Source organism: Psychrobacter sp. Pi2-52, from assembly GCF_904846705.1.
Taxonomy (GTDB): Bacteria; Pseudomonadota; Gammaproteobacteria; order Pseudomonadales; family Moraxellaceae; genus Psychrobacter.
Map to the genome: position 1 here is coordinate 1 of NZ_CAJHBS010000002.1, position 24,170 is coordinate 24,170.

General features: G+C 42.7%; 22 protein-coding genes. 6 read left to right on the forward strand and 16 right to left on the reverse strand.

Going from position 1 to position 24,170, the window contains the following annotated elements; translation table 11 throughout:
- Positions 1–223: 223 nt before the first annotated feature.
- The 13 genes from JMY00_RS01235 to JMY00_RS01295 form a co-directional block, all read right to left on the reverse strand.
- Positions 224–1,018, reverse strand: a complete 795-nt coding sequence (locus tag JMY00_RS01235) for a hypothetical protein (RefSeq protein WP_201578823.1) — start codon at positions 1,016–1,018, stop codon at positions 224–226.
- Positions 1,015–2,079 (reverse strand): AIR synthase related protein, encoded by a 1,065-nt coding sequence (locus tag JMY00_RS01240; RefSeq protein WP_201578824.1) that lies wholly within the window; start codon positions 2,077–2,079, stop codon positions 1,015–1,017. The genes JMY00_RS01235 and JMY00_RS01240 overlap by 4 nt, the downstream gene beginning before the upstream one ends.
- A complete protein-coding gene (locus tag JMY00_RS01245) occupies positions 2,058–2,879 on the reverse strand; it encodes a radical SAM protein (protein ID WP_201578825.1) in 822 nt (273 codons plus the stop codon). Before JMY00_RS01245 ends, JMY00_RS01240 begins: the two co-directional genes overlap by 22 nt.
- A 298-nt stretch (positions 2,880–3,177) precedes the next feature.
- Entirely contained in the window at positions 3,178–4,203 is a 1,026-nt protein-coding gene (tdh, locus tag JMY00_RS01250; protein ID WP_201578826.1) for an L-threonine 3-dehydrogenase, read from the reverse strand.
- Positions 4,204–4,261: 58 nt separating this feature from the next.
- Positions 4,262–5,452: a glycine C-acetyltransferase gene (gene kbl, locus JMY00_RS01255; protein ID WP_201578827.1), complete on the reverse strand. Its 1,191-nt coding sequence runs from the start codon at positions 5,450–5,452 to the stop codon at positions 4,262–4,264.
- Positions 5,453–5,835: 383 nt separating this feature from the next.
- Entirely contained in the window at positions 5,836–6,039 is a 204-nt protein-coding gene (locus tag JMY00_RS01260) for a hypothetical protein (RefSeq protein ID WP_201578828.1), read from the reverse strand.
- Between the two features lie 29 nt (positions 6,040–6,068).
- Positions 6,069–6,950: an N-acetylmuramoyl-L-alanine amidase gene (locus JMY00_RS01265; RefSeq protein WP_201578829.1), complete on the reverse strand. Its 882-nt coding sequence runs from the start codon at positions 6,948–6,950 to the stop codon at positions 6,069–6,071.
- Between the two features lie 28 nt (positions 6,951–6,978).
- Positions 6,979–8,331 carry an APC family permease gene (locus JMY00_RS01270; protein WP_201578830.1) on the reverse strand — a complete coding sequence of 451 codons (1,353 nt, stop codon included), beginning with the start codon at positions 8,329–8,331 and terminating at the stop codon, positions 6,979–6,981.
- 163 nt (positions 8,332–8,494) lie between these two features.
- Entirely contained in the window at positions 8,495–9,166 is a 672-nt protein-coding gene (locus JMY00_RS01275; protein WP_240990624.1) for an MOSC domain-containing protein, read from the reverse strand.
- A 362-nt stretch (positions 9,167–9,528) separates the two neighbouring features.
- The gene (gene rsfS / locus JMY00_RS01280; RefSeq protein WP_057758112.1) at positions 9,529–9,942 is read right to left on the reverse strand and encodes a ribosome silencing factor; all 414 of its coding nucleotides are present in this window, start codon (positions 9,940–9,942) and stop codon (positions 9,529–9,531) included.
- Positions 9,943–10,073: 131 nt separating this feature from the next.
- On the reverse strand, positions 10,074–11,012 hold the full coding sequence (locus tag JMY00_RS01285) for a nicotinate-nicotinamide nucleotide adenylyltransferase (RefSeq protein ID WP_201578832.1): 939 nt from the start codon (positions 11,010–11,012) through the stop codon (positions 10,074–10,076).
- A gap of 220 nt (positions 11,013–11,232) precedes the next feature.
- Positions 11,233–13,380: a phosphate acetyltransferase gene (pta, locus tag JMY00_RS01290; protein WP_101205111.1), complete on the reverse strand. Its 2,148-nt coding sequence runs from the start codon at positions 13,378–13,380 to the stop codon at positions 11,233–11,235.
- 153 nt (positions 13,381–13,533) lie between these two features.
- Complete coding sequence (locus JMY00_RS01295) at positions 13,534–14,766, reverse strand: acetate kinase (RefSeq protein ID WP_201578833.1); 1,233 nt, start codon at positions 14,764–14,766, stop codon at positions 13,534–13,536.
- Positions 14,767–15,571: 805 nt separating this feature from the next.
- On the opposite strand from JMY00_RS01295, the gene JMY00_RS01300 reads away from it, so the two are divergent.
- The 4 genes from JMY00_RS01300 to JMY00_RS01315 all read left to right on the forward strand — a co-directional run bounded on the left by JMY00_RS01300 (position 15,572) and on the right by JMY00_RS01315 (position 19,658).
- Positions 15,572–15,886, forward strand: coding sequence for a lipoprotein (locus tag JMY00_RS01300; RefSeq protein ID WP_201578834.1), 315 nt, complete (start codon positions 15,572–15,574; stop codon positions 15,884–15,886).
- 332 nt (positions 15,887–16,218) lie between these two features.
- Entirely contained in the window at positions 16,219–17,448 is a 1,230-nt protein-coding gene (lysA, locus tag JMY00_RS01305; protein ID WP_201578977.1) for a diaminopimelate decarboxylase, read from the forward strand.
- A gap of 253 nt (positions 17,449–17,701) precedes the next feature.
- Positions 17,702–18,589, forward strand: coding sequence for a diaminopimelate epimerase (gene dapF, locus JMY00_RS01310; RefSeq protein WP_101205107.1), 888 nt, complete (start codon positions 17,702–17,704; stop codon positions 18,587–18,589).
- 46 nt (positions 18,590–18,635) lie between these two features.
- Positions 18,636–19,658: a tyrosine recombinase XerC gene (locus JMY00_RS01315; protein WP_201578835.1), complete on the forward strand. Its 1,023-nt coding sequence runs from the start codon at positions 18,636–18,638 to the stop codon at positions 19,656–19,658.
- Positions 19,659–19,691: 33 nt separating this feature from the next.
- On the opposite strand, the gene JMY00_RS01320 is transcribed toward JMY00_RS01315, so the two are convergent.
- Positions 19,692–20,561 carry a nitrilase-related carbon-nitrogen hydrolase gene (locus tag JMY00_RS01320; protein WP_201578836.1) on the reverse strand — a complete coding sequence of 290 codons (870 nt, stop codon included), beginning with the start codon at positions 20,559–20,561 and terminating at the stop codon, positions 19,692–19,694.
- A 283-nt stretch (positions 20,562–20,844) separates the two neighbouring features.
- On the opposite strand from JMY00_RS01320, the gene rpoN reads away from it, so the two are divergent.
- Both rpoN and raiA read left to right on the forward strand, forming a co-directional pair.
- Positions 20,845–22,503 carry an RNA polymerase factor sigma-54 gene (gene rpoN, locus JMY00_RS01325; protein WP_201578837.1) on the forward strand — a complete coding sequence of 553 codons (1,659 nt, stop codon included), beginning with the start codon at positions 20,845–20,847 and terminating at the stop codon, positions 22,501–22,503.
- Between the two features lie 359 nt (positions 22,504–22,862).
- On the forward strand, positions 22,863–23,243 hold the full coding sequence (gene raiA / locus JMY00_RS01330) for a ribosome-associated translation inhibitor RaiA (RefSeq protein WP_102090835.1): 381 nt from the start codon (positions 22,863–22,865) through the stop codon (positions 23,241–23,243).
- 208 nt (positions 23,244–23,451) lie between these two features.
- Here the strand turns inward: raiA and thiS are convergent, their stop codons facing one another.
- On the reverse strand, positions 23,452–23,652 hold the full coding sequence (gene thiS / locus JMY00_RS01335; protein ID WP_057758131.1) for a sulfur carrier protein ThiS: 201 nt from the start codon (positions 23,650–23,652) through the stop codon (positions 23,452–23,454).
- Positions 23,653–23,779: 127 nt separating this feature from the next.
- Positions 23,780–24,154 carry a DUF423 domain-containing protein gene (locus JMY00_RS01340; protein WP_201578838.1) on the reverse strand — a complete coding sequence of 125 codons (375 nt, stop codon included), beginning with the start codon at positions 24,152–24,154 and terminating at the stop codon, positions 23,780–23,782.
- Between the last annotated feature and the right edge of the window lie 16 nt (positions 24,155–24,170).

The window sequence follows — 24,170 nt, forward strand, 5'->3', positions numbered from 1 at the left end:
AATGTCAGATTGAGTAGTCATTGCTTATTCTCCAGTTAGTGGATTATAAGCAGTTACACAGTTTTTAGGAAACTCCCTATATAACTGTTCTTTAAAATAAGAAGGTGGGCTTAGGCTCACCTTTTTGTTTGGGCAAATGTAAAGTCATGTTCTTCTAAGTATTTGTCATCTCTCAAATTAGGTATTTCGAAATGATCTGAATATTATTAGTTCTCAAGAACAGTTATTTTTTGTGTTTAGAAATTTTGTATTTTAAAAGAAGTGATGGCCAGTTTTCATGTATTTCATCAATAACCTTTCTATTGAGATACATTGTTTTAGCATGGTTTTGAACTTCTTGTAAACTCAACCATTCATATTTTTTTGTACCTAGTTTGAATTCTTTATTTTGAATAAGAGGTGATACATCTTCCTCATATACTACATAGTACGAAGAGTAATTATATTGAGTCATTCTGCTAGATGTGGCAGAGTTCTTTTCTTCAACAAAGCAGAGTTCATCGATTTTTCTTAAGGTAATGGTGTGACTGGGTAAAGAAAGCTCGTATTCTATAAATCGAGATAGCTCCTCCATTGTGAAATCATGATTCAGCTTACAGTAAGGAAGTAGGTAGCTTGACCATTCAATATCATCTGAAAAAAGTATTTTAGTATCTTTAGTACTATCTTCGTTATTAAAATCTTTTATTAATATGAATAATGCGACATTTCTAACTACGTTTAATGCTTCTTGATTAATTTCAGAAAGCACTGATTCTTTACTGTTTTTAGGCTTCTGAGACAACTCCCATATTATTAAAAATATAAATATAATTATAGATAACATTAATAGCTTTTCAATCATAAAGCTTGATACATATGGACTAAAATCTTTGAATTTATCGACTGATATAAAAGTAACTATAAGAGCAATCAATATAGAAAATAGAGTCCATGTGTTTTTTATATGTTTTGGATAGTTCCTCTCGATAATTTCATTAAGCTTAGCGCTTTCTATGATTATTCTTTTATATTTCATATCAAGACCGATGCAGTAGTTAGAATGTTATTTAGAAGATAGTTAGTATCGCCAGTACTAGAAATGAATGAGTCATTTTCGAACCTCAAAGAGCATGAATACCTTTTAGTATTTTTGTGAAATTCTTTTATGTTACTAGATTTTTTTACCTTTCCTATAACCTTCAATTCATGGTTCTCAACACGTTTTCCTAATATCTTAAAATTTTCTTCAGATATAGTAAATATAGAGTTCCAATCGCCAACATAAAATGCAAAGTTCTCTAAAGGTATATTATGTGATTTTGATAATTCTCTGGATTTCTCACTAAACGGTATAGAGTCTAAATAGATTTCGAATCCTAAGTTGTTTTCGATAAACATTTTTGAAAGTATATTACTTAATCCGTCACTGTTATCCATTGAAGCAGAAAATAAACTAAGATTGCTGTTAACTACTTCACATTGATCTATAGCAAATCTTGGATAAGATACATAATTAGTTTCATGGAGTTCTAGTTCAAGGGATTTGAGAATCTTATAGTAAGAAGTAGCAAATTGACCAAATTGACCAGTGCATACTATAAGGTCTGAGGGATGAGAGCTATTTCTACTCAGGTAGTCTGAGCCTGTAATGATCCCATTAGCAGTACCCACAACTGAGATTTCATTACCTTTTTTAGTATCCCCCCCTAAAAAGGAAATACCGTAATATTTACATGCTTCTTGAGCACCTTCAATAATATTTAAAACTTTTTGAGTTTGAATGTTAGCTGGTACAGTTATGGATATTAAAAATGATAGTCCTTTAGCACCTACAACCAATATATCACTTAAACTGCTTGTTACTGATAAGTAGCCCCAAGCTTTATAAGTATTAAGGTCATCATCAGATAATATTATAGGTGTTTGAGCTTTATCAATATTAGTTGCTAACAAAGTGTTATGATTTATTTTTAAGATACTTGAATCTTGATTAAGCCCATTAAGGAAATTTTTATCATTTCCTCCTAAGATATCAAAAACTTTATCAAGAAATTTTTTCTCACCAACTGTACCTATCATCTGATTTCCGACATCCATATTTTATTCCTATAGTGGGTTTCCTTTGATTCCCAAAAATTATTCCAACATTCTTCTATACTCTGCTCAAAACAGTTCCCTACGGAACTATAATCTTCACCTTGAGGTAAAAGTATATTTCCTGCATGGTCAATTAAGAAACAAGAGTCAATATCTTCGCTTTTAGAAGCATATATATTTAAATTAGGGAAAATAGGCCCCAGAGCCTGAACTGATTTGATAAACTCCTCATTACTTATTTCATAAATATCTCTATTAATACTACCTTTCATCCTAGGTACAAATTGAAGAATTCTCCATACTTTTGGATTGAATTCAGAAATGAATTCACCTATATTAATAATACTCTCGATATTTACACGTGAAAGTACGGTAGTTACCTTTAGTTTATGGGAGTGGGTAGTGCTAACCAGTTTGATGGAATCAACTACTTTATCAAAGTTTGACAACCTTCCTCTTATTCTTTCAAAATCTATATTGTTACCGGCATCTAATGAAATGCTAATACCTGATAGTTTATCTAAAACTCTTGATAATTTTTCTGGAAAGTGACCGTTTGTAGATACATAAACATTTTTTCCATCTTTAAGTAAAATGTCAATTATCTCAAAAATATCTGGATTAACAAAAGGCTCTCCACCACATAATGTTACGTTAGCAATACTGCTAGTCGAAATTTGCTGAGCGATGCTTTTGAGGATATCTCTACTTTCACTTTCAGGGTAAGGCCCATAACAGAAGTCACATTTCAAGTTGCATTTCGACGTTACAAACCAGTCTATTGTTTCTGGTATATTCAATTGCATAGCCTTATTAGTATGTTATTTAGATCTCACTCAGATCGTATTTTATGAAATTTATTTAGTAAAGTAAGATTAGAGCAAGTAAACTATTATAGTTACAATAAATTTTCTTATGCAGATTACAGTTAAAGGTTGATTGTTAGTTTGATAGTTTTTAACCACAAATCGCTAAAACTTGACCAACGATGTTATCCCTCGCTAAAGCGATACAGATACAATCGTGAAAAAATTGCTCAACCTCATCGAAATTAGTGTTATCACTAACTCAAAATCTAGCGACTGTAACTTGTCAAAATCAATCCCAACTTAAAATCACTTTACCGCATTGCCCACTTTCCATGATATCAAAGCCTTCTTGAAAGTCATCAATGTGCATGCGATGGGTAATGATAGGCGATAGATCAATACCGCTAATCAGCATTTGTTCCATCTGATACCACGTCTCCCACATCTCGCGCCCATAAATGCCTTTTAGGGTTAACGCCTTAAAAATAATCTTGCTCCAATCCACCGTGGTGGTGTTGGGTAAAATACCTAAGAGCGCGATTTTAGAGCCGTTATACATGTTAGTAATCATCGAATCAAAGGCTTGAGGCGAGCCTGACATCTCAAGCCCAATATCAAAGCCGTGCATTTTTAACTGATCGATAGCACCTTCGATGGTTTCACCTTTGGCTGGGTTGATGATCATCGTCGCGCCCATTTTTTTGGCAAGCTCTAGGCGATAATCGCTGATATCACTGACCACGATATTACGTGCCCCTGCGAAGCGGCAAATCGCCGTTGCCATCGAACCAATCAGACCTGCACCTGTGATTAGCACATCTTCACCAAGGACAGGAAATGAAAGGGCAGTATGAGTAGCGTTGCCAAAGGGGTCCATAATGGCTGCCATCTCATCGCTGATACGCTCATCGAGCTTGATGACATTATCGGCAGGGATCACCAAATATTCGGCAAACGCGCCATCGCGGTCAACGCCCACGCCGATGGTGTTTTCGCACACATGTAGCTTGCCACGGCGGCAGTTTCGGCAATGCCCGCAAGCGATATGGCCTTCGCCTGTGACGCGGTCGCCCACTTCAAAGTGCTTCACGCCATCGCCCATCTCGCTAATGATACCGACGTATTCATGTCCGATGATCATCGGCGTCTTGATGGTTCTTTCTGACCACTCATCCCACTTATAAATGTGCAAATCTGTACCACAAATGGCGGTTTTTTTAATTTTAATTTTAACGTCATTGATGCCAACTGTAGGTTCTGGCATGTCTTGCATCCAGATGCCTTTTTTGGAATGGGCTTTAACCAGTGCTTTCATATTGTTCTCTTATTTAGCTGCATTTTATTGTTGAATTTAGATAAATACCGAACGACTCTTAATCAATCACTTCCATTTGCTTGGCGACTTTGATAAAAGCGGCGATACACTGGTCGAGCTGCTCGCGAGTATGGGCGGCAGAGAGCTGTACACGAATGCGAGCCTCATTTTTGGGTACGACAGGATAGAAGAAACCAATCACATAAATGCCTTCTTCAAGCAGTGCATCTGCCATTTGTTGCGAGACGTTGGCGTCATAGATCATCACCGCACAAATGGCCGATTCGGTAGGCTTGATGTCGAATCCCGCCTCTTGCATTTGCTTCACAAAATAGGCAGTATTTTCATGTAATTGGTCTTGTAAGGTATTGTCTTGCGCTAGCATCTCAAACGCTTTTACCCCAGCCGCAGCCACCATAGGAGGAATAGAGTTTGAAAATAGATACGGGCGTGAGCGTTGACGCAGCATCTCAATCATTTCTTTTTTGCCCGTGGTAAAGCCGCCAATAGCACCGCCAAATGCCTTGCCTAATGTACCAGTGATCAGCTCGATATCGCCACGTAGATCAAACAATTCAGTCACGCCGCCACCAGTGCGACCGACCACGCCTGCTGAATGTGACTCGTCAATCATGACCATGGCATCATATTTTTGTGCCAACGTATAAATCTCATCCATTGGCGCTACGTTACCATCCATTGAAAACACACCATCGGTGACAATCAAACGAAAACGCTGTGCTTGCGCCGCTTGCAATTGCGTTTCTAAATCTTGCATATCCGCATTGGCGTAGCGATAACGCGCGGCTTTACACAGGCGCACACCATCAATGATTGAGGCATGATTTAGCGAATCAGAAATAATGGCATCTTCGCTGGTCAGTAATGGCTCAAAGGCACCGCCATTGGCATCGAAACAGGCCGCATAAAGAATCGTATCTTCGGTATTAAAAAACTTAGAAATTGACGCTTCTAATTGCTTATGCAAATCTTGCGTACCACAAATAAACCGCACCGATGACATACCATAACCTGAGTTTTCGATGGCTTGGATCGCCGCCTTTTTAATCTCAGGATGGTCAGACAATCCAAGGTAATTATTGGCACAGAAGTTAAGCATCTCACGGCCATCGGCGATCTTGATGAGCGCATCTTGCGGAGAGGTGATAACGCGCTCGTTTTTATACAGTCCTGCTGCGCGTATATCACTGATTTCTTGTTGTAGGTGTTTTTGAAAGGCTTGATACATAAATATTCCTTTTTTAGTATTATTGGTATTCGTTTGATAATAGAGATATTGGGACTGGTCATAGAACTAGGCTATCAAAGCCAAGCTATCAAATCTGCGCATCATCTCAGCCATCATTAAAACCAACGATAAAACCAAAGATGCAGGAAGCCAACGAGATGGTGCGAGCAGTGATACTATCTATAACCTTGTGAGCGGTGATTTTATCATTAGCCTATCGCAATAAATAGCCTAAATGGTTGGTAGATAGGCCTTCTTTTATAAAGTGATATAGCATTGTTTAGTTGTGATATTGGATTCATAGCGGCTTAGCTATGTCTCAAAACATAAGAAATCAACTTGCGCATTTTTATATACTTGATTGGTAAGTACTGTCTATCCAGTTATTCATCTTTGGGACGCTGCTGAGCCTCAGCGATCAACTCATGAATCTTAGCGCTTTCTTTTAGCACACAAGCATCATAGGCAGAAAGTGGCTCAGGTTCTTGCTCCTCTTTCTTTTCCTGTTCGCTTTCTTGCTCTTGTTTGGCTTTTTCTTCTAGATATTTTTGTAGGTCGTCTTGTTCATCTTGTTGAGAGTTATTCATGGTTTATGTCTCCTGATAGTCTGTATTCTTCAATAAAAATCATCCCGACCAGCATATTTCTTATTTAGCGCCTGCAATATCGCATAGGTCTCGCGATCCATATTACCCGTTGGCTGCTGCGCTCTAAAGTGCAGCTGAAACGCATAGACGACATCGCGACTGGCCTTGTCCCACGTATCGGTATCGTTGATTTGATAGCCATACTTGCGAAACGCTTGCTTGATTTCAGGTATCGTGGCCGACGCAAATCCATCTTGATTCATAAAGAATTGCTTATCAAATTCATCATACCAAGCGCCGATACCGTAATCGAAATACAGTCGCTCCCACGGGAACTTTGCACCAGGGTCTATCTTGCGCGAGGGTGCCATATCGGAGTGACCAATGATATTCTTCGGTGAGATGTCATAGCGCGTGGTGATATCTTGCACCAGTTGTGCGACTTTTTTAATCTGCAACTCATCAAATGCCACATAGTGCTCATAAGGGTGATAGTCGAGCGTGCCATTTTTTAGTGCGTCTCGATATTCAGGCTTGATACCGCTATTGACGATCTCGATACCGATAGAGGTATCATTTAATATCGTCCGTCCTGCAAAGCCGCCATCACCTGCATGCCATGCGCGCTCGCTCTCTGGTACGAGGTTATAGATTCTATTGTCATCGTTGTCTAATACTATATAGTGCGCGCTCACATTGCCTGTGGTCAATGTCTTTATCGAGCGCTCATTATCAGAGACTGTATAGTGCAGGACGATGGTTTTGATGCGCTCGCTTTTGCCAGTTGCTTGGTAGCTATCGCTATCGATTACATACTGCGGCGTTGACGTTGTTACGCAGCCAACGAGCGATAGCATAGAGGATGATATTAATACTGATGCCAATGCAATCGAGGAAATGTTTTTTGCCATGAAATGCTCTGTGTGGGAATGGTTGCGGTTAATTAACGTTAGGATTGACTGCGATTTTTTTATAGCCAATTGCCCCGAGCAGAATAAAGAATCCTAGCAAGACATAAGCATTGAATGACAGCGCCGCTGGTGAAAATGGTAGTAGCAATAGCGATATAAAGACCACACTAATTAATACAGAGAGATAATTTAGCAAACCTGCCTGTTTCTTTTTTCGCTCATTGATGAGGTCAGCGGTCGTGACATAAGCGAAGCCAACCGTAATGCCTAAGGATGCCATTGTCACGATATCGAGTAGGTAGTTTCTACCTAGCCAAGGAGAGAGTAGGCAGACCAAGCATATCAATATAACGGTCTTTTGCTTACTAAATTGGTTGTGTTTATCTGTAAATACGCTAGGCAATAACGACGTGTCGCCCATAGATTCTAAGAGCTTAACCGATGACAATATAAAGCCGTTGATACCGCTCATTATCGAGCCAATCATAGCGATCGATAGCAGCCAGATGCCGATACTGCCAATCCGATTGTCTATGCCTTCACCTGTCGCCCAGTGGCTGTCTTTGATTGCTTGATAGTCAAAGCTCATGTTTAGCGCGGTAAAGTAGTTGATTAAAAAGTAAAACAACACACCGGCGATGAGTGAAATTAGGATAATACTTTTGGTCTTGGTTTTTGAATCACTAATCGCTTTTGAAATCTGCGGTGTGGTCTCAAAACCAACATACGCCCACGGCATAACGGCCAAGATAGGTAACCATGCCAGACTGGTGATAGAGCCGCTAGACATATCAGTTGGCAAAAATGCTTGGTTCGTTGGTGTCATCCAAAGTGAGGCAAAAAACAGCGCGGTGACTGATAGAATCATAAAGAGGGCGATATAGAGTTGGATTTTTGCGCCGACTCGTACACCTTTTAGATTGATATAACTGAATAAAATAATAGCCGCGCTGCATAAGAACACTTCACTGGCGTAGACTTCCCAACCAGCAATCGTATACAGATAGCCTAATTGTAAGCCGCTAGGTAACAGATAGCGCAGTAGCAAAGCGACGGCTGATATATTGAGCGCGATAATAGAGATATAGCCTATCGTGACGCCCCAACCATAGATATAGGCATGCTTGCGATTGATGTATTTTTCAATCCAATAGATACCGCCTGACTCGTTCTCTGGCGTTTGAGTCAGCAAATTAATATAGGCACGCGCAACCATATAGATGGCTAAAGTACCGATAATAATAGCAACAGAAGAGCCTAATAGCTGTGACTGTGGCAAAAACAAATCGCCTGGCATGACATAAGCGCCCCAGCCGATGATCGCACCAACGCTAATCGCTATCGCTTGTAGGTAGCTGATACTTTCTGTCTTTTCACTCATGGAGTGCTCCTTCACGATCAAAGATGGAGAAAGAGAAGGAAAGAGTGTTTATTATGGAACTGACATAGAACATGAAAAACCTTGTGACGCCATTACGCAGGGTAGTGGCTATCTTTTATAAATAGAAAAGTCATATTAAAGGTTTTTGTTGAGTGTTACCTTTTCAATCCTGTTGGATTTTTTTAGCCAGAACCTTTTTCCAACTGTCTTCTAAACAGTCAATCGCGAGCCACGGTTCAATAGTATCTGCATCATATTTCTCTTTAGAATTGGCCAATTGCCATAACGTCTTTAATGTCGCAAACGGATAAGGGCGCTCAATCAAATATACGGGTAAATCAGCTTCTATAATGCCATCACGGACGACTTGGAAATACCAGCCAGAGATACCTTGCTTGCTGACCCATGCCGCGATATTTGGTACTTTGGTAAATTGGCCAATTTGGTCGTTGATTTTGTAGCAGGGGCGTCGCGGTTGGACGATACGTAACTGAACGCTAGCATCATCATTACTAATGTCTTGATCGCTTTCAAAATGCCCACCATATTGAAAAACATCGCCAATACAAACCATAGATTCGGTCATTTCAGGCAGACCATTAACGGCTTCAGTCGTAAGGTTTTCTCCTAGCGTACCGACGCGCACTTTTAGACCGAACTCTGCATTGATTTTTGCATACGTCGCAGGCGCTAGCTGATGCACGGCTTTTAATGGGCCACCATGATGCTTACGGTCAGCTTGTTCATCAGTGGTTAAGCCCATAAAGTTGACGGCGACAGGAGATTTGATAGGTGCTTTATCAATGGCGCTCATTTCTTCACGGGCGAATGGCATAGACTTGCCAGCGCGGACACAAGTGAGGGTAGCGATATGTAGGGGCAAGTCTTGGTTAAAGTCTGTTAGGGTTTGCTCAGACGATTTTGTTAAGGTTTGCTCAGGTGATGACGTGTTCGATTCTGCGCTCATAAGGTTTCCTAATAAGTAGAATAAATAGGCGAGGGCGGCTTAATTTTGGTGGTTTAATTTTAGTGGCTAATAAATACTAAATATGAAATGAGCTTATCTGTACTCAATGATGTATCTGATTATACTGGTTCATCAGCATAAAACTTACATAAAAAAAAGACCAGAATAAGTATTCTGGTCTTTTTGGTGTAGCGTTTCTTAATTTTGGACGAATATCGTCACTGACAAGTTTATTTGTTTTTGTTACGACGACCCGCAGTTTTCTTTTCGCGCGGCGTAGCAACTAGTTCAGCCAATTGCTCAGGTGATGACCATAGGCCTTCTAGGTCATAAAACTCACGTGCTTGCGGCGTCATCATGTGGACGACAACTGCGCCCAAATCGATCAACGTCCAGTCAGAATCGATGCCGCCTTCACGGCCAAGTGGCATAAAACCAGCTTGCTTAGCTTCAGCGCCGACGCTATCAGCCATCGCACGTACATGACGCTTTGAGGTACCATCAGCGATGATGATGCGCTCTGTTACGTCAGTCAACTCTTCTACATTCATTACAGTGATGTTCTTTGCTTTCATATCATCTAGAGCGCTTTGTACTAGGGTCAAGCATTCTGTTAGGCGTTCTGCAGTCATGGTGTTGGTCATAAATTTTAATCTCTTGAATCGTAAATATGTAAAATAAAGGGGTAAAACGTCAATTTGTCTTGTCCGACTGATCATATGTTGTCAGTCACGCATAGAGACAAGATAGGCAAAATGACATAGATAAGGCGATTTTAACGGAATTGAGCAGCAGAATATAGCTGATGGGCGATAATATATTGATAAACAGCAGGATTTAGCCATTTAGCTAATGGATTAGATTCAGTATTGCTAATGATATCATTTATTGATGCTATAGATGCGATTTGCCTCTCAGCGACTGGCATTTTATTTGTTTGATCGTCTAATTTCTGTAGTTGTTCACGTATTTGTGTGCTTGATACCGCAGTAATAGGTCGCGGATCTATATAAATGCGTCCTTGATTGGCGTTTTTCAAGTCAGGGTTACTTGAGCTTGAGTTCGAGCTATCTGTTAGTTGCTGAATGGTTGGAGTTAATAGCTCGATAGGTGAATCTGTTATATGTGCTTGCAACGACAACGGCAATTGCGATTGTAGAGTAGCAATATCTTGTACGGTCACTGTATTATTTTTAGAAGAGATAATACTGTCAGAAAATTTTTCGCCAACACCATCACTCACATCGGTACTGCTCTGACGATTAAATACCCATAGGTTGACATGGTCGGTGAGACGTAAGCCATCTCTCCATTTATCCAAACTATGGGCGCTGTCCATACCCATGATAAATATCAAGCTGTCATTAGGATATTGCTGTCTTAATGTGCGTACGCTGTCGATCGTATAGACAGGCGGCGCTTGCCATAGCTCCAGCTCATTAATCTGTATCGGCGTACTCTCCGTCGCTAGCTTTAGCATCGCTAAGCGATGGTTAGGGTCTGTACTTTGCGTCTTAAATGGCGAGCGCGCATTGGGTAATAAGGACACATGTAGGGTGCGCTGTAGCTGCGTTGCAATTGGTAGTAGGTGCTGATAGACAGACATCGCGACTTCTAAATGACCGTTATGTACGGGATCGAACGAGCCGCCAAGGTAGGCACGAATGGCAGGTGTAGGTGTTTTTTCTTGAGGGCTGTTGCTCGTATTTGGCATAAATAAATGTATCAAAGTAGATAGGGCGCATGTGGTCGTTGATGCCCCTTGCTCTTTTACTGGCTGACCTTTTTAGATTAAATAATTTGATGATAGCGCTATTGTAGAGGGCAGACGAGCATCTGTCACCACTGTCTGACCCCACAGTACCAATAAAAAACCGACCATCATAATGATAGTCGGCTTTTTATAGGACTTTAATTAGCGAGCCTTACAGCGATTAAATCAAATCGCTATACGCTTGGATAGCGGTTAACGCGATAGTATAGACGATATCGTCGACCAAGGCACCACGTGATAAATCATTCACCGGTTTATTCAGACCCTGTAGCATAGGCCCGACACTGACGACGTTGGCACTACGCTGTACTGCTTTATATGTGGTGTTACCAGTGTTGAGGTCAGGGAAGATAAAGACGTTGGCTTGTCCAGCGACAGGTGAGTCAGGTGCTTTTTGCTTACCGACACTCATGACAGATGCCGCATCATACTGTAGCGGGCCGTCGACCTTGAGGTCTGGTGCGCGCTCACGAACGATTTGGGTTGCACGGGCGACTTTTTCGACATCCGCGCCAGCGCCTGATGAGCCAGTAGAGTAGCTGATCATCGCAACTTTTGGATCAATACCAAAGGCAGCAGCAGACTGTGCTGATTGAATGGCAATTTCAGCCAGCTCTTCAGCGTTAGGATCTGGGTTAATCGCACAGTCACCATAGACGACCACTTGCTCAGGCAACAGCATAAAGAACACTGATGACACGAGTGAGTATTGTGGCGCGGTCTTAATCAACTGGAATGCTGGGCGTACTGTATTGGCAGTGGTATGAATCGCACCTGAGACCAGACCATCTACTTCGTCTAGTTGGAGCATGATAGTACCTAAATAGACCGTGTCTTTTAGGTATTCAGCAGCGACTTCCGCAGTGGTTTTACCTTTACGACGCTCTACGACAGCGGCGATATATTTGCTCATATCGAGGTTATCAGGATCGATAATTTCTAACCCTTCAGGTAGCGTTAGATCACGGTTTTTGGCCACTTGCTCAACGTCACTACGCTTAGCAAGTAGTACGCAGTTGGCGATACCGCGACTCTGACAGATACAAGCCGCTTCGACGGTACGTGGCTCCGCGCCTTCTGGCAGCACAATACGCTTTTTAGCGTGTTGTGATTTTTTGACCAACTGATGGCGAAATGCTGATGGTGACAGACGCGGTTCATGATTGCGGCTGAAGTATTCTTTAATCCAGCTTAGATCCAAATGCGCCGCCACATAACGAGCCACTTCATCAGCACGTTCTGTATCATCACTCGGAATCTCAGAACTCATATGCATCAGGCTCTGTACCGTCTCGTAGCTGTCGCTTTCGACACTCATGACTGGAATGCCAGTTTTGAGCGCTGATTGCCAAAGCTCAGCAACTGTATCGCTTGGGGTGATACCACCTGTCAATACTAGACCTGCCAATGGAATTCCATTGATACAGGCCAATCCAGCAGCCAATAGCAAGTCATCACGATCGCCAGGCACGACCATTAACGTACCACGCTTAAAGACTTCATTGACGCGCGCCACTGAGCGAGCGGTTAGGCTGATACGGTTGATACGACGTGTCTTTGCTTCACCAACATTTAACCAAGTCGCATCAAGCTCTGTTGCGATATCCCATGTACGAGGCACAGACAACGAGTCACTAAAAGGGACAACACCGATAAGGCGGAACACTTCGGTATTAAACGAAGGCGATAGGCGTTGAACCTCTTGCAGGAAGTTCGGATCTAAGCTGACAACGGCCTCGCCCGGTGCGACAGGTTGATTATCAAAGGTGTTCGGCACATCTTGTACCCGCATCAATATCACACCGAGTGTCCGTGAATCGATGACACCGCCAAACTCACGGGCATGGACATCCAGTTTGTCTGCTAAATAAGCAGGTTTACTGATATCAGCGGTACTGACAAATATAATTTTGGCGTCTAGAGCGTGAGCAAGTGCACGGTTGATTTGTGAAGCATAAGAGGTCTCAGTGGTTGGCACCAGACCTTCACAGATAATCACGTCATGACCATCATCGATCGTATGAAAATTGGCAATTACTTCTTCCATCAAGTCATCAAGATTGTCATCGCCTAGCATACGCTCGACGTGTTGACGGCTGATAGAATCAGGCGGATTTAGGCCAAATGCGTGCATGGTCAATGCGCTTGAGCTGTCTAAGCTGTGTTGTTTGTCTAGCGTATCATCTTGCAAAAACGGCTTCATAAAGCCCGCTTTGATACCGTTGTAATCAAAGGCACGGATTAGCCCTAGCGCGGCTGATGTCACACCGATACCGCGACTAATGGGAACAAGTAAAATGGTTTGCATAATATGTCCTACAATTTATTTTATTTTAGACGACGAGTCATTTTGAGCAGCATAAGAGATGCAGTATAGAAATGCCAAGCGCTTTATCTTATTTGTTTTCAGCTTTTTATAAGCGTCTAGAATGATAAGCGCTAGGCATTATAATCAATCGTCTTATACTAATTTCAATGCTTGACGAGTCTCTTGAGCGATGCGGTATTCTTCATCTGTTGGTATAACCCACAACTCGACACTGCTACCTTCTGCTTGGAAGCTGCCTTCTTGGCCACCGTACAATCCAGCGTTCTTTTCAGCATCCATTTTGATACCGAAATGACGCATGACGGCTAAAATACTTGCGCGCGTGGTGACAGAGTTTTCGCCGATACCACCAGTGAAAACAATACCGGTAAACTCAGGCAGTGCACAGCTTAAGCTGGCGAGGTATTTACCAGCGCGGTAGCAGAACATCTCGATGGCGAGCTGCGCATCTTTATGGCCTTCGCTCGCGGCTTGCTCAATAGTACGCAAATCATTTGATAGACCAGAGATACCAAGCAGACCGCTTTCACTATTCAGCATCTTATCCGTTTCTTCTAGACTAATACCGAGCTGACGTTTCAGATGCATATGTAAGCTTGGGTCGACATCGCCGCTACGTGTGCCCATCATCAGTCCCTCAAGCGGGGTCAGACCCATGCTGGTATCGAGACTTTTGCCATCATATACGGCAGTTGCTGAGCAACCATTGCCTAGATGTGCGGTTATCCAGCCATGAGGACCTTTTGCTTCAGTAACCTGGCTAGCACGTTCTGAGACGTATGCATGAGATGTACCATGGAAGCCATAACGACGGATTTTGTGCTCTTCGTATAGATATTTTGGCAACGCATAGCGAAAGGCAACGGGTGGCATGGTTTGGTGAAAGGCGGTATCAAATACCACAACTTGTGGAATGTCAGGGTAAATAGCTTGAACCGCTTCAATACCCAAAGCATTTGCAGGGTTATGTAGTGGAGCCAATATCTTTAGACGTTTCACTTCCTCTAACGCATGCTGATCAACGCGAACAGCTTGAGAGTATTCACGGCCGCCATGTACCACACGGTGCCCGACTGCGATAAAGTGATATTGCTCTAATAGCTCTAGGATTTTTTGTAAGGCGAGTTTGTGACTACCACCAGGAATAGAGATCTCTAACTTATCGCCATTTAGCGTGGTGTGTTTGATACGGGCTGTATCGAGACCTAAGTTTTCGGCAAGACCGGTGATACGAGTAGAATTGTCATCGCTAATCAACGCGTATTTGATAGAAGACGAACCGCAGTTGAGGACTAAAGTGGGGCTAGTTAGGGTTGATGTTTCGCTATTCTTATCATCAAAAGTGGTACTTAGGTTGGCGCTCATACTCTATCCTTAGATTGGTTTTTATAAAGGGCAAATCAATTATATCGTTCGTTCGATACAAAAAAGACGTCTATTGCCACGTCCTGTTTTATTATCATCAAATGCTACATCGCTGATATCTCAACTGCTGTAGTAAAGGTCACTGAGACATGATGTCATTATTATATGGAATTGATGAAGTTGATAACCGCCGAGTAAATAAAAATAAGCCATATCTATGCCGATAATATCAAGCAAGCATATTGGCGATTTTGTTTATACTTGGGCTACTGTTTCTGACAGTGCTATGCATCCATGCTCATGAGGTAATGCGTATGCATCTCAGGCTAGCGTCCTATTGCTGCCGCAAACTGGGAATATAATGTAACACATTTTTGTTTCTACACCACGACAGGGGTAAGGTTTAAAATGTGTGATTAATAAATGGCTAAATACAAAATAAATCAATTATATTCAGTGAGTTATAGAACTATAAATGGATAACTTGTATGGGCGGTAGGACAGGCCTATGACTCACGAAATTGTAAGAAATATTGTCGAGACACCCATATGTCATACATTCATATCTAAGCTCGCAGACGATATTACTATAAAAATTCGACTAATGTTTTAGAAAATATCCAACATCACGCAAATTTATTCACCAATCATATTCAGTATCCGTACAGCTTTATGTAATAATGCTATGATTAAAATGATCATAACGGCAGTGCTTTCGCTGTCGGTTTGGCTGTCCATTTGTTTTTTATTTATCACGATTTACTATCGCCATTATGCCGTCGTAAGCTCACAGGTTATCTATTATATGTCTACTATACACAACCCCTCAGCAGCCAAGCATGCTAGCTCGTTCGCTCGTACCAGTCGTCAGACTGTTGCCACTTTATTTATTGGCAGTGTGGTTATGCTAGGATTGTCAGGCTGCGGGCAAAAAGGCGATCTATATTTGGCAGACTCTAATAGTCAAACGATAGAGGGCAGTGCGTCTGTACTGGATAGTACTAGCCATCCACAAGATGCAGCCTTTGCGGGTATCGACGATGATAACTATCAAAAAAACCGCTACCTAGAAGAGCAAATGGTGCTACCTGAGCCTAGTACCGATCCCAACGACTATTAATTGCTAAGCTATTAATTACTAGACTAATAGTTGCTAAGCTAAGCCAATAGTTAGTGGTTAGGTGCTTGTTAATTAACAGTTTAATTGACTGCTTAACTAACCATCGATTCTGTTATGGCTAAATAGCTTTGCTACCTAAATTTAAATTTCACCCTTGATAATCTGATTATATTAGAGATGTTTATATGAGTCATTCTGAACTACCTGCTGACTTGACCGATTCTGCTACTGGCGAATCCGTTACTATCCAAACTGAGCAAGGGTTGTATGTTGACCCGAAAGCGTTGAGTGCTCACTTGCCAGCGCTAAGCTATCGCGGCGATGCGCTGTATATGGAGCAGGTCAGTATCGATGAGTTGGCAAAACAATATGGCACACCATGCTACGTGTATTCAAAGCAAGCAATATTGGACGTTTATCAAGCCTATACTGATAGCTTTGCCAGTCTGAATCATCAGGTATGCTATGCCGTAAAAGCAAACTCTAACCTTGCTGTGCTTGGTGTCTTGGCACAGGCAGGCGCTGGGTTTGATATTGTCTCTCGCGGTGAGCTTATGCGTGTGTTAGCGGCAGGTGGCGCAGCATCACGTGTGGTATTCTCAGGTGTGGGCAAAACGTATAGTGATATCGAATACGCGCTGACTCAAGGTATTGGCTGCTTTAATGTTGAGTCTATCAGCGAGCTGACTTTAATCAATGACGTGGCAAAGTCACTTGACAAGCCTGCGCCAATCTCGTTACGCGTTAATCCTAACGTCGATGCCAAAACCCATCCGTATATCTCAACAGGTCTTAAAGACAACAAGTTCGGTATCACTCACGAAGACGCACTAGCGGTCTATCAGCAAGCGGCCGATTTATCACATATCGACATCGTTGGTATTGATTGTCACATTGGCTCGCAGTTGACTGAAGTAGAGCCGTTTGTTGCAGCATTAGATAAAGTTATTGAGCTGATACATAGCCTGCGTAATGCTGGTATTGAGTTACAGCATATTGATTTGGGTGGTGGTTTAGGTGTGCGCTATATTGATGAGACACCTGTGTCTATCGATGAGTTTGCCCAAGCCTTATTGCCAAAACTTAGCGAACTTGGTTTGACTGTGTTCTTTGAGCCAGGTCGTAGTATCGTTGCCAATGCTGGCGTGCTATTGACTCAAGTTGACGTACTCAAGCCGACTGAGTATAAAAACTTTGCTATCGTTGATGCCGCGATGAATGACTTGATTCGTCCTGCTTTATATCAAGCTGAAATGGCGGTGATTCCAAGTGTTTTACCTAGTGCTGGTATCGATACGGATGGTACGCAGCCATGGGATATCGTTGGCGCAATTTGTGAGACGGGTGATTTCTTGGCAAAAGACCGCCTACTATCACTGGCCACAGGTGATGTATTGGCCATCACGGGTGCAGGTGCTTACGGCTTTACCATGAGTAGTAACTATAACTCACGCCCACGTGCCAGCGAAGTGATGGTGTCTGGTGATAGTCATCAGCTTATTCGCAAGCGCGAAACGATTGAAGCGTTATATGCAGATGAAGCATTGTGGCAGGATAAATAGCATTGTAAGCCGCGTTAATTGATATGGTCATCGATGGCTGTGTTGATTAAATAGCTTTTTAATTATAGCTCTGTTGATTAAAGAGAACCCACTGTGGCGATAACAGTGGGTTTTTTTGTGTCCAATGCTAAGTAAGTAGGTCAGTTGTGAGATATACATATAACTTGGTATTTGATAGTGGTGATAATTATGATTGTATCTGACAGCGTGCTAATATAAGGCATACATAAAAATAGGATAGGACATCAAAGATATGCTAATAGAGTTTACTAAAATGCATGGGTTGGGTAATGATTTCATGGTCATTGATTTAGTGACCCAGCGCTTAGATTTGACCAAGGGTTTGGTGCAGTTATTGGGCGATCGTCACCTAGGCATTGGTTTTGATCAGCTGCTCGTAGTCGAGCCACCGATGCGTCCTGATGTCGATTTCAGTTATCGTATCTTTAACACTGATGGCACCGAAGTCGAACAGTGCGGCAATGGCGCACGTTGTTTTGCGCGTTTTGTGCAGGCACGTAAACTGTCATTTAAGCAGCGTCTACGCGTTGAGACGGCCAGCGGTATTATTTCTCTGACTACTGATCGTTATGGTTGGGTAGATGTCGATATGGGCAAGCCTAAATTTGAGCCAGATGAGATTCCGTTTAGCCCAAGAGCCACGACCAAAATCCAAAACACCTATCATCTTGATGTAAATGGTACGCCTGTACAGCTGTACGTTGCCAATATGGGCAACCCGCATGCTGTCATAAAAGTCGATGACGTACTTGATGCAGAGGTCGAGACTTTAGGCAAAGCAATTGAATCGCATCCTGCGTTCCCAGACCGCGTCAATGTGGGCTTTATGCAAGTGATGAATCAGCGCCACATTCGTCTACGTGTGTACGAGCGCGGAGTGGGTGAGACGCAAGCTTGTGGTACGGGCGCGTGTGCAGCAGTAGCCGTTGGTATACGTGAAGGCTGGCTCGATGAGGGTGAAGAAGTTCGCGCGCAGCTATATGGTGGCAGCATGATTATCAAATGGCAGCCAGGTTATTCGGTTACGATGACGGGTCCGACCGCTTTCGTTTATGAAGGTGTATTTAGTCCAGATGGCCTGATGGCACAAGCAGGCCTTAAACCCAATGCCGAAGGCTAATAACTGTTGTTAGGCCAATCGTATAAATACCAAGGATGGTTCTAGTATGGTTATGTCTACCAATAAAGACACTCAAGCGGCGAACTCAGCACCTTGGCTGTCTACTGAGTTGGCCGCCACTGTAGAGTCGGACGCTGCATTGCGAGAGTTACTCGCACCTGTGCATCGTTGGCTCAATACGTTGTCTGTGCGCAACCATTCACCGCATACTCTGACCGCTTATTTCGCTGGTTTAAATCAACTGGCGTTGTTTTTACGTGGTAAGCATTTGACGTGGACACGCTGTGATAAACGGCAACTTGCCCAGCATATTAGTCAACGTCTTGATGAAGACAAGCTAGCGCTTGCCAGTGTCCAGCAAGAGTTGTCTGCGATTCGGCATTTCTATGGTTGGATGATTGAAGAAGCGCTAGCACGTATCAACCCAACCACTGGCTATCAGCTGAAGCGCAGTCCTAGACCACTGCCTTCTATCGCTGATGTCGATTTACTAACTCAGCTACTCGATCAAGAGATTCCTGATACACCAGAGCAAGCGCGCTTATGGTTACGTGACAAAGCTATGTTTGAACTGCTCTATAGTAGTGGATTGCGAGTTGGCGAGTTGGTTGCACTCGATATGGCAGATGTAGATTTGTCTGACTTACGGGTACGAGTCACGGGTAAGGGGAATAAAACACGCCTAGTGCCATTAGGGATAAAGGCTGCAGAAGCGATTAGTCGCTACCTGCCGCATCGTAACCTTTGGGTAGAGCAGATGGATAGCGCATTATTCATCAGTGAAAAACTCGGCACCAGATTATCAACACGGGCAGTGCAGCAGCGTTTAAAAGTTGCTGCCGTCCGCGCAGGTATTGCCCAAAACATGTACCCACATCTACTGCGTCATTGTTTTGCATCACATATGCTGTCAGGCAGTGGTGACTTGCGCGCCGTACAAGAGATGCTCGGGCATAGTAATATTAGCACCACGCAAATTTATACCCACGTTGATTTTGCAAAATTAACGCAAGTTTATGATCGCGCGCATCCACGAGCAACTCATGCTCAAAATGAAGAATTGCCTTAGCAATTAGGCACGAAATCCACTGAATTCCATAATCTACGCCAAACGATGGCAATCAAAGATAGGCAGTTTTTGGCGGCCTTGCTCTTGCGCTTGCTTGTCTAATGACGCCATGACGATGGCATATTGTTTATCCAGTTCGCTATCGTCATAGCTTGCGATAACACTACTATCAAACGCTGTAATAGCTGCATGTCCCCATGTCTGGCGGGTACTACCATCTTTGTAGAGATGATTGCCACCTTGCGCTGCGCCAATGACCATACATTGACTATCTAGAGCACGCGCTCGTAACAGCAGCGACCAGTGTGCTTGCCCAGTCAAGTAAGTAAAGGCAGAAGGGGCACTCAACAGTTCAGCACCTGCTTGTCGCAGGCGCTGCGCCAATGCTGGAAAACGCAAATCAAAACATACCATCATGCCGAGTTGATAGACTGTACTGCCTACTGCTAGTGGCGCAATTACGGTCTGCGTACCCGGCTCAAAGGTCGCCGCTTCGTTATAGCTGCCATGCTTATCGGCCACAGTTGCGGTAAACAGATGAATCTTATCGTAGCGTGCGACGCGAGTGCCATCTGGTGCAAACAGTTGGCTCACTTGGCGTAATCTACCATCAGGAACGACAGTACCATCAGGGCGATAATGGCAGGGTAACGAGCCTGCTAGTACATGGATACCAGCGGTGCGGGCGTAGTCTGCTATCGTCGCTGATAAGTCATCAAAACGCTCGGCAGTAGCAGATTGCTGTCCCATACTACAGCAGTTCTCAGGCAATACAACAAGCTCAGCCCCTTGAGTTTGTGCATCTGTGATAGCGGCTTTGATATCTGCTAGATTATCCTCAACATTCTGCTGACTGTTCATTTGAATAGCAGCGACGTTAAGTTGATGGTTATTTGAATTCATGACAATATTCCTATTGGGTGTGAGCTGTATTGGTCATTCACCGTAATTTATTATAATATTTTCGCGGTAATGAGCAGACTGCTCGTATTTATGGGTTGCTCATCCTTGCCAAGATGTTAGTTTACTAGCGATAGCAAACCAAACGTATCCGGACAAAACATAAATTATCATAGCAAAATTGTGGCAAAAAATGCTATCGTCATGTGCTGATAAGATTTATGTCGTTACCTTTACTGACAGAATAAACACAATATCACTAAGATCGGAGTGCAATAAGCCGCCCATGAGTATGTCGTTCGGATTGGCGACCACGCTGAGCAACTCACAAAAGCTAACCCCGCAAATGCAGCAAGCCATAAAATTGCTGCAGCTCTCTAGTCTTGAGCTCGCACAAGAGGTTCAGGCAAAACTAGATAGTAATCCATTACTTGAACGTATCGAAAACGATGACGAATACGACAGTGGTGACGATGAAATAGAGGAGTGGAGCGAGCCGTTGACGCTTGATAGCTGGAATCAGAGTAGCAGTGACTCATTCGACTCAGTGCCTACTGCCAGTACAGAGTACAACGGCGATAGTAGCGATAGCTTCAGTGATAGTTTGGATAAATTACAACAGCCTAATATCGATGATAGTGCAATAGATGTAGATAGCTACAGCAGTTCAGATGCCGATAGCTTCAATATAGGTAGCTTTGACACGGGTAACTATGCCTCTACCGCAACAGGCGCTGGCAATAGTAGGGGTGATGAAGATTTCGATAGTTACCAAGGCGGTACATCGTCTACCATTCAAGATCATGTGCGCTGGCAGCTGAACTTTAAGCGTTTATCAGAGGCCGATACGCTGATTGCAGAATATTTAATAGACTCCATGGATGATATGGGCTTTATTCGAATTGATATAGATGAGCTACTTCAGAGCTTTGATAAGATGGCAAGTTTCTATCAATGGGATGAGCGCGTTGAAAAAGAAGAAGTCTTGACGGTATTACGTATTATTCAGTCCTGTGATCCCGTTGGCGTAGGCGCGCGTCATTTAAGTGAGTGCTTATCGATTCAGCTATCCAAACTAGATGCCCACACCGAATACCTACAAGAAGCCAAAGCGTTGCTATCAGCAAGTGAGCATTTAGTCAGTAATAATATTAAAGCATTGACTGAACGCACAGGGCTTGCACCAGAATACATCACACCTGCGCTTACGCTACTACGTACCTTAAACGCTTCGCCAGGGCTGCTGTTTCAGTCTAGCCAGCCTGACTATGCCCAGCCGCCTGAAAGCTACGATATTCCAGATGTGTTGGTCACACCTGTTAGAAACAATAAGGCGACAAGTAACTCTGAAGTAGAAGAGGATGGCTGGTATGTACGCCTCAATCCAGACACCTTACCAAAACTACGCGTAAACCAAGAATATGCCAACTTAGTCAAGCGTGGCGATGACAGCCCTGACAATCAATATCTACGCGAAAACCTCACCGATGCCCGGCTGTTTATTCGTAGTATCGAAGAGCGCAATCAAAACCTACTCAAAGTAGCGACCAGCATTGTACGCTATCAACAAGAGTTCCTGCAGCATGGTGCAACCGCTATGCAACCCCTAATATTAAAGGCAATTGCTGAAGAAGTTGACTTGCATGAGTCTACGGTCTCACGCCTTACCACCAGCAAAACTATCTTGACGCCGCAAGGGTTGTTTTCTTTGAAACACTTCTTCTCCTCTCACGTGAGTAGCGCTGATGGAGATATCTCATCGACCGCTATCAGTGCCATGATTAAAAAGCTCATCGCTGACGAAGACCCCAAAAAGCCATTATCAGACAGTCGTATCAAAGATGAGCTGTTAGCAGATGGTATTGATATAGCCAGAAGAACCGTCGCCAAATATCGTGAAGCAATGAATATTGGCTCGTCTACTCAGCGCAAACAGAAATACTAATTATCTAAGCTCATCTTTCTATAAGCTTAATGGCTACCTGTCTGTATAGTGCAATACAGATATAAAAAATAAAATTTTTTGATTATATAGAAACCAAGTAGAAATAATAGGTATTGTTACACTTAATTACAATTTAACGGCTTGCTACTAGGCGATTTTCATGACAAATTAGAGTCATACCAACAACGAAAACCAAGCGCCGATTTATAGTATTTATTTATAACTAATAAAGGAGACGATAAAAGGATACGTCGACACATTACTAGAGGCATTGGTGTAGTTAGTGGTAAGGCAGGATGATAAGAGCAAGAATGCTATCTCATCTGTTGATTGTAAGTTACAAATAAAAGGACAACAATATGAATGTTTCTATCAGTGGTCATCATATCAGCGTTACAGAAGCTATGGACACAGCAGTACGCGAGAAGCTTGAAAAAGTAGAGCGTCACTTCGATCAGATACAAAGTATTCAAGTGATTTTATCGTTAGACAATAGCGGTACTAGTGACGGCGGTAAAAAGAGCCATAAAGCTGAAGCAATTATGCGTGTCTCGGGTCAAGAAATGTTTGTCCAAGCGTATGAAGATGATATGTATAAAGCCATTAATGAAATGGCAGACAAGCTAGATAGACAAGTACGTAAGTACAAAACCCGTCAAGAGCGCAAAAAGACTCAGGGTGCAGGACGCGATAGTCGCTATCAGGATCTAACCCCTGCAGAAGCAGTACCAGCAGCATAGTTCGGGTTTAAAACTTTGAACACTATCGTTACAAGCTAGTGAAAGTAGACTAAGAGAATAAAAAATTTATAAGTAGCTGCTGCATTAGTTTGTAATTGACATAAAAAAAGACCTCTAACGTGTAATACGTTGAGGTCTTTTTTAGTACTCGTAAATTTAGAACGAAAATGAACTAGCTATCAGCTCAAGCTTATCTGTCTAAACATTATTAACCACCGCCAACAGCCTGTACTACTTCTATATTCATTCCTTCTACGATACGTAATTGAGCAAGCTCGCTCTTTGGCATCAGCTCGCCGTCTACTTCTACAGCGTAACGACCCTGACTAAGACCAAGCTCATTGATAACCAGTTGTACAGTCTGATGAGTGGTTTGCAAGCTTTTACCATTGACACTAATGGTGCTCATACTAAATACTCCCTACTAAATTAAAATTCCTGTTTATCTGCTATTCACTACGTATCTTTCATTTTATTACTGACAATTCATTGCAGCTAATGTAAAGAGCTAAAAATCACAATTACTATCGAGTAGCTCAGTTAACTGAATCCTTCAATCGAAAGGCGGAAACGGCCAGCCATAGCCAACCTGCAATCATAAGAACGCCACCAATAGGCGTAATCGCACCGAACCAGCGCGGTGCACCAAGCGTCATGGCATACAAACTACCAGCAAAAATGATAATACCAATTTGTAGTAACCAAGCGGTCGTCTGAGTAATATATTTTAAACGAATCAGTAAGCCAACAAGCAATAATCCTAGCGCATGTACGAACAAATACAGCGTTGCCGTATGCCACCACTCGAGCTGCTGTATGCTGACATGACCTTCTAGACCATGCGCACCAAATGCGCCCAGAGCAACAGCAATAGCCATATTAATTGCTGCAATACCGATCCAATTTATCATTGAACAGCTCGTATCA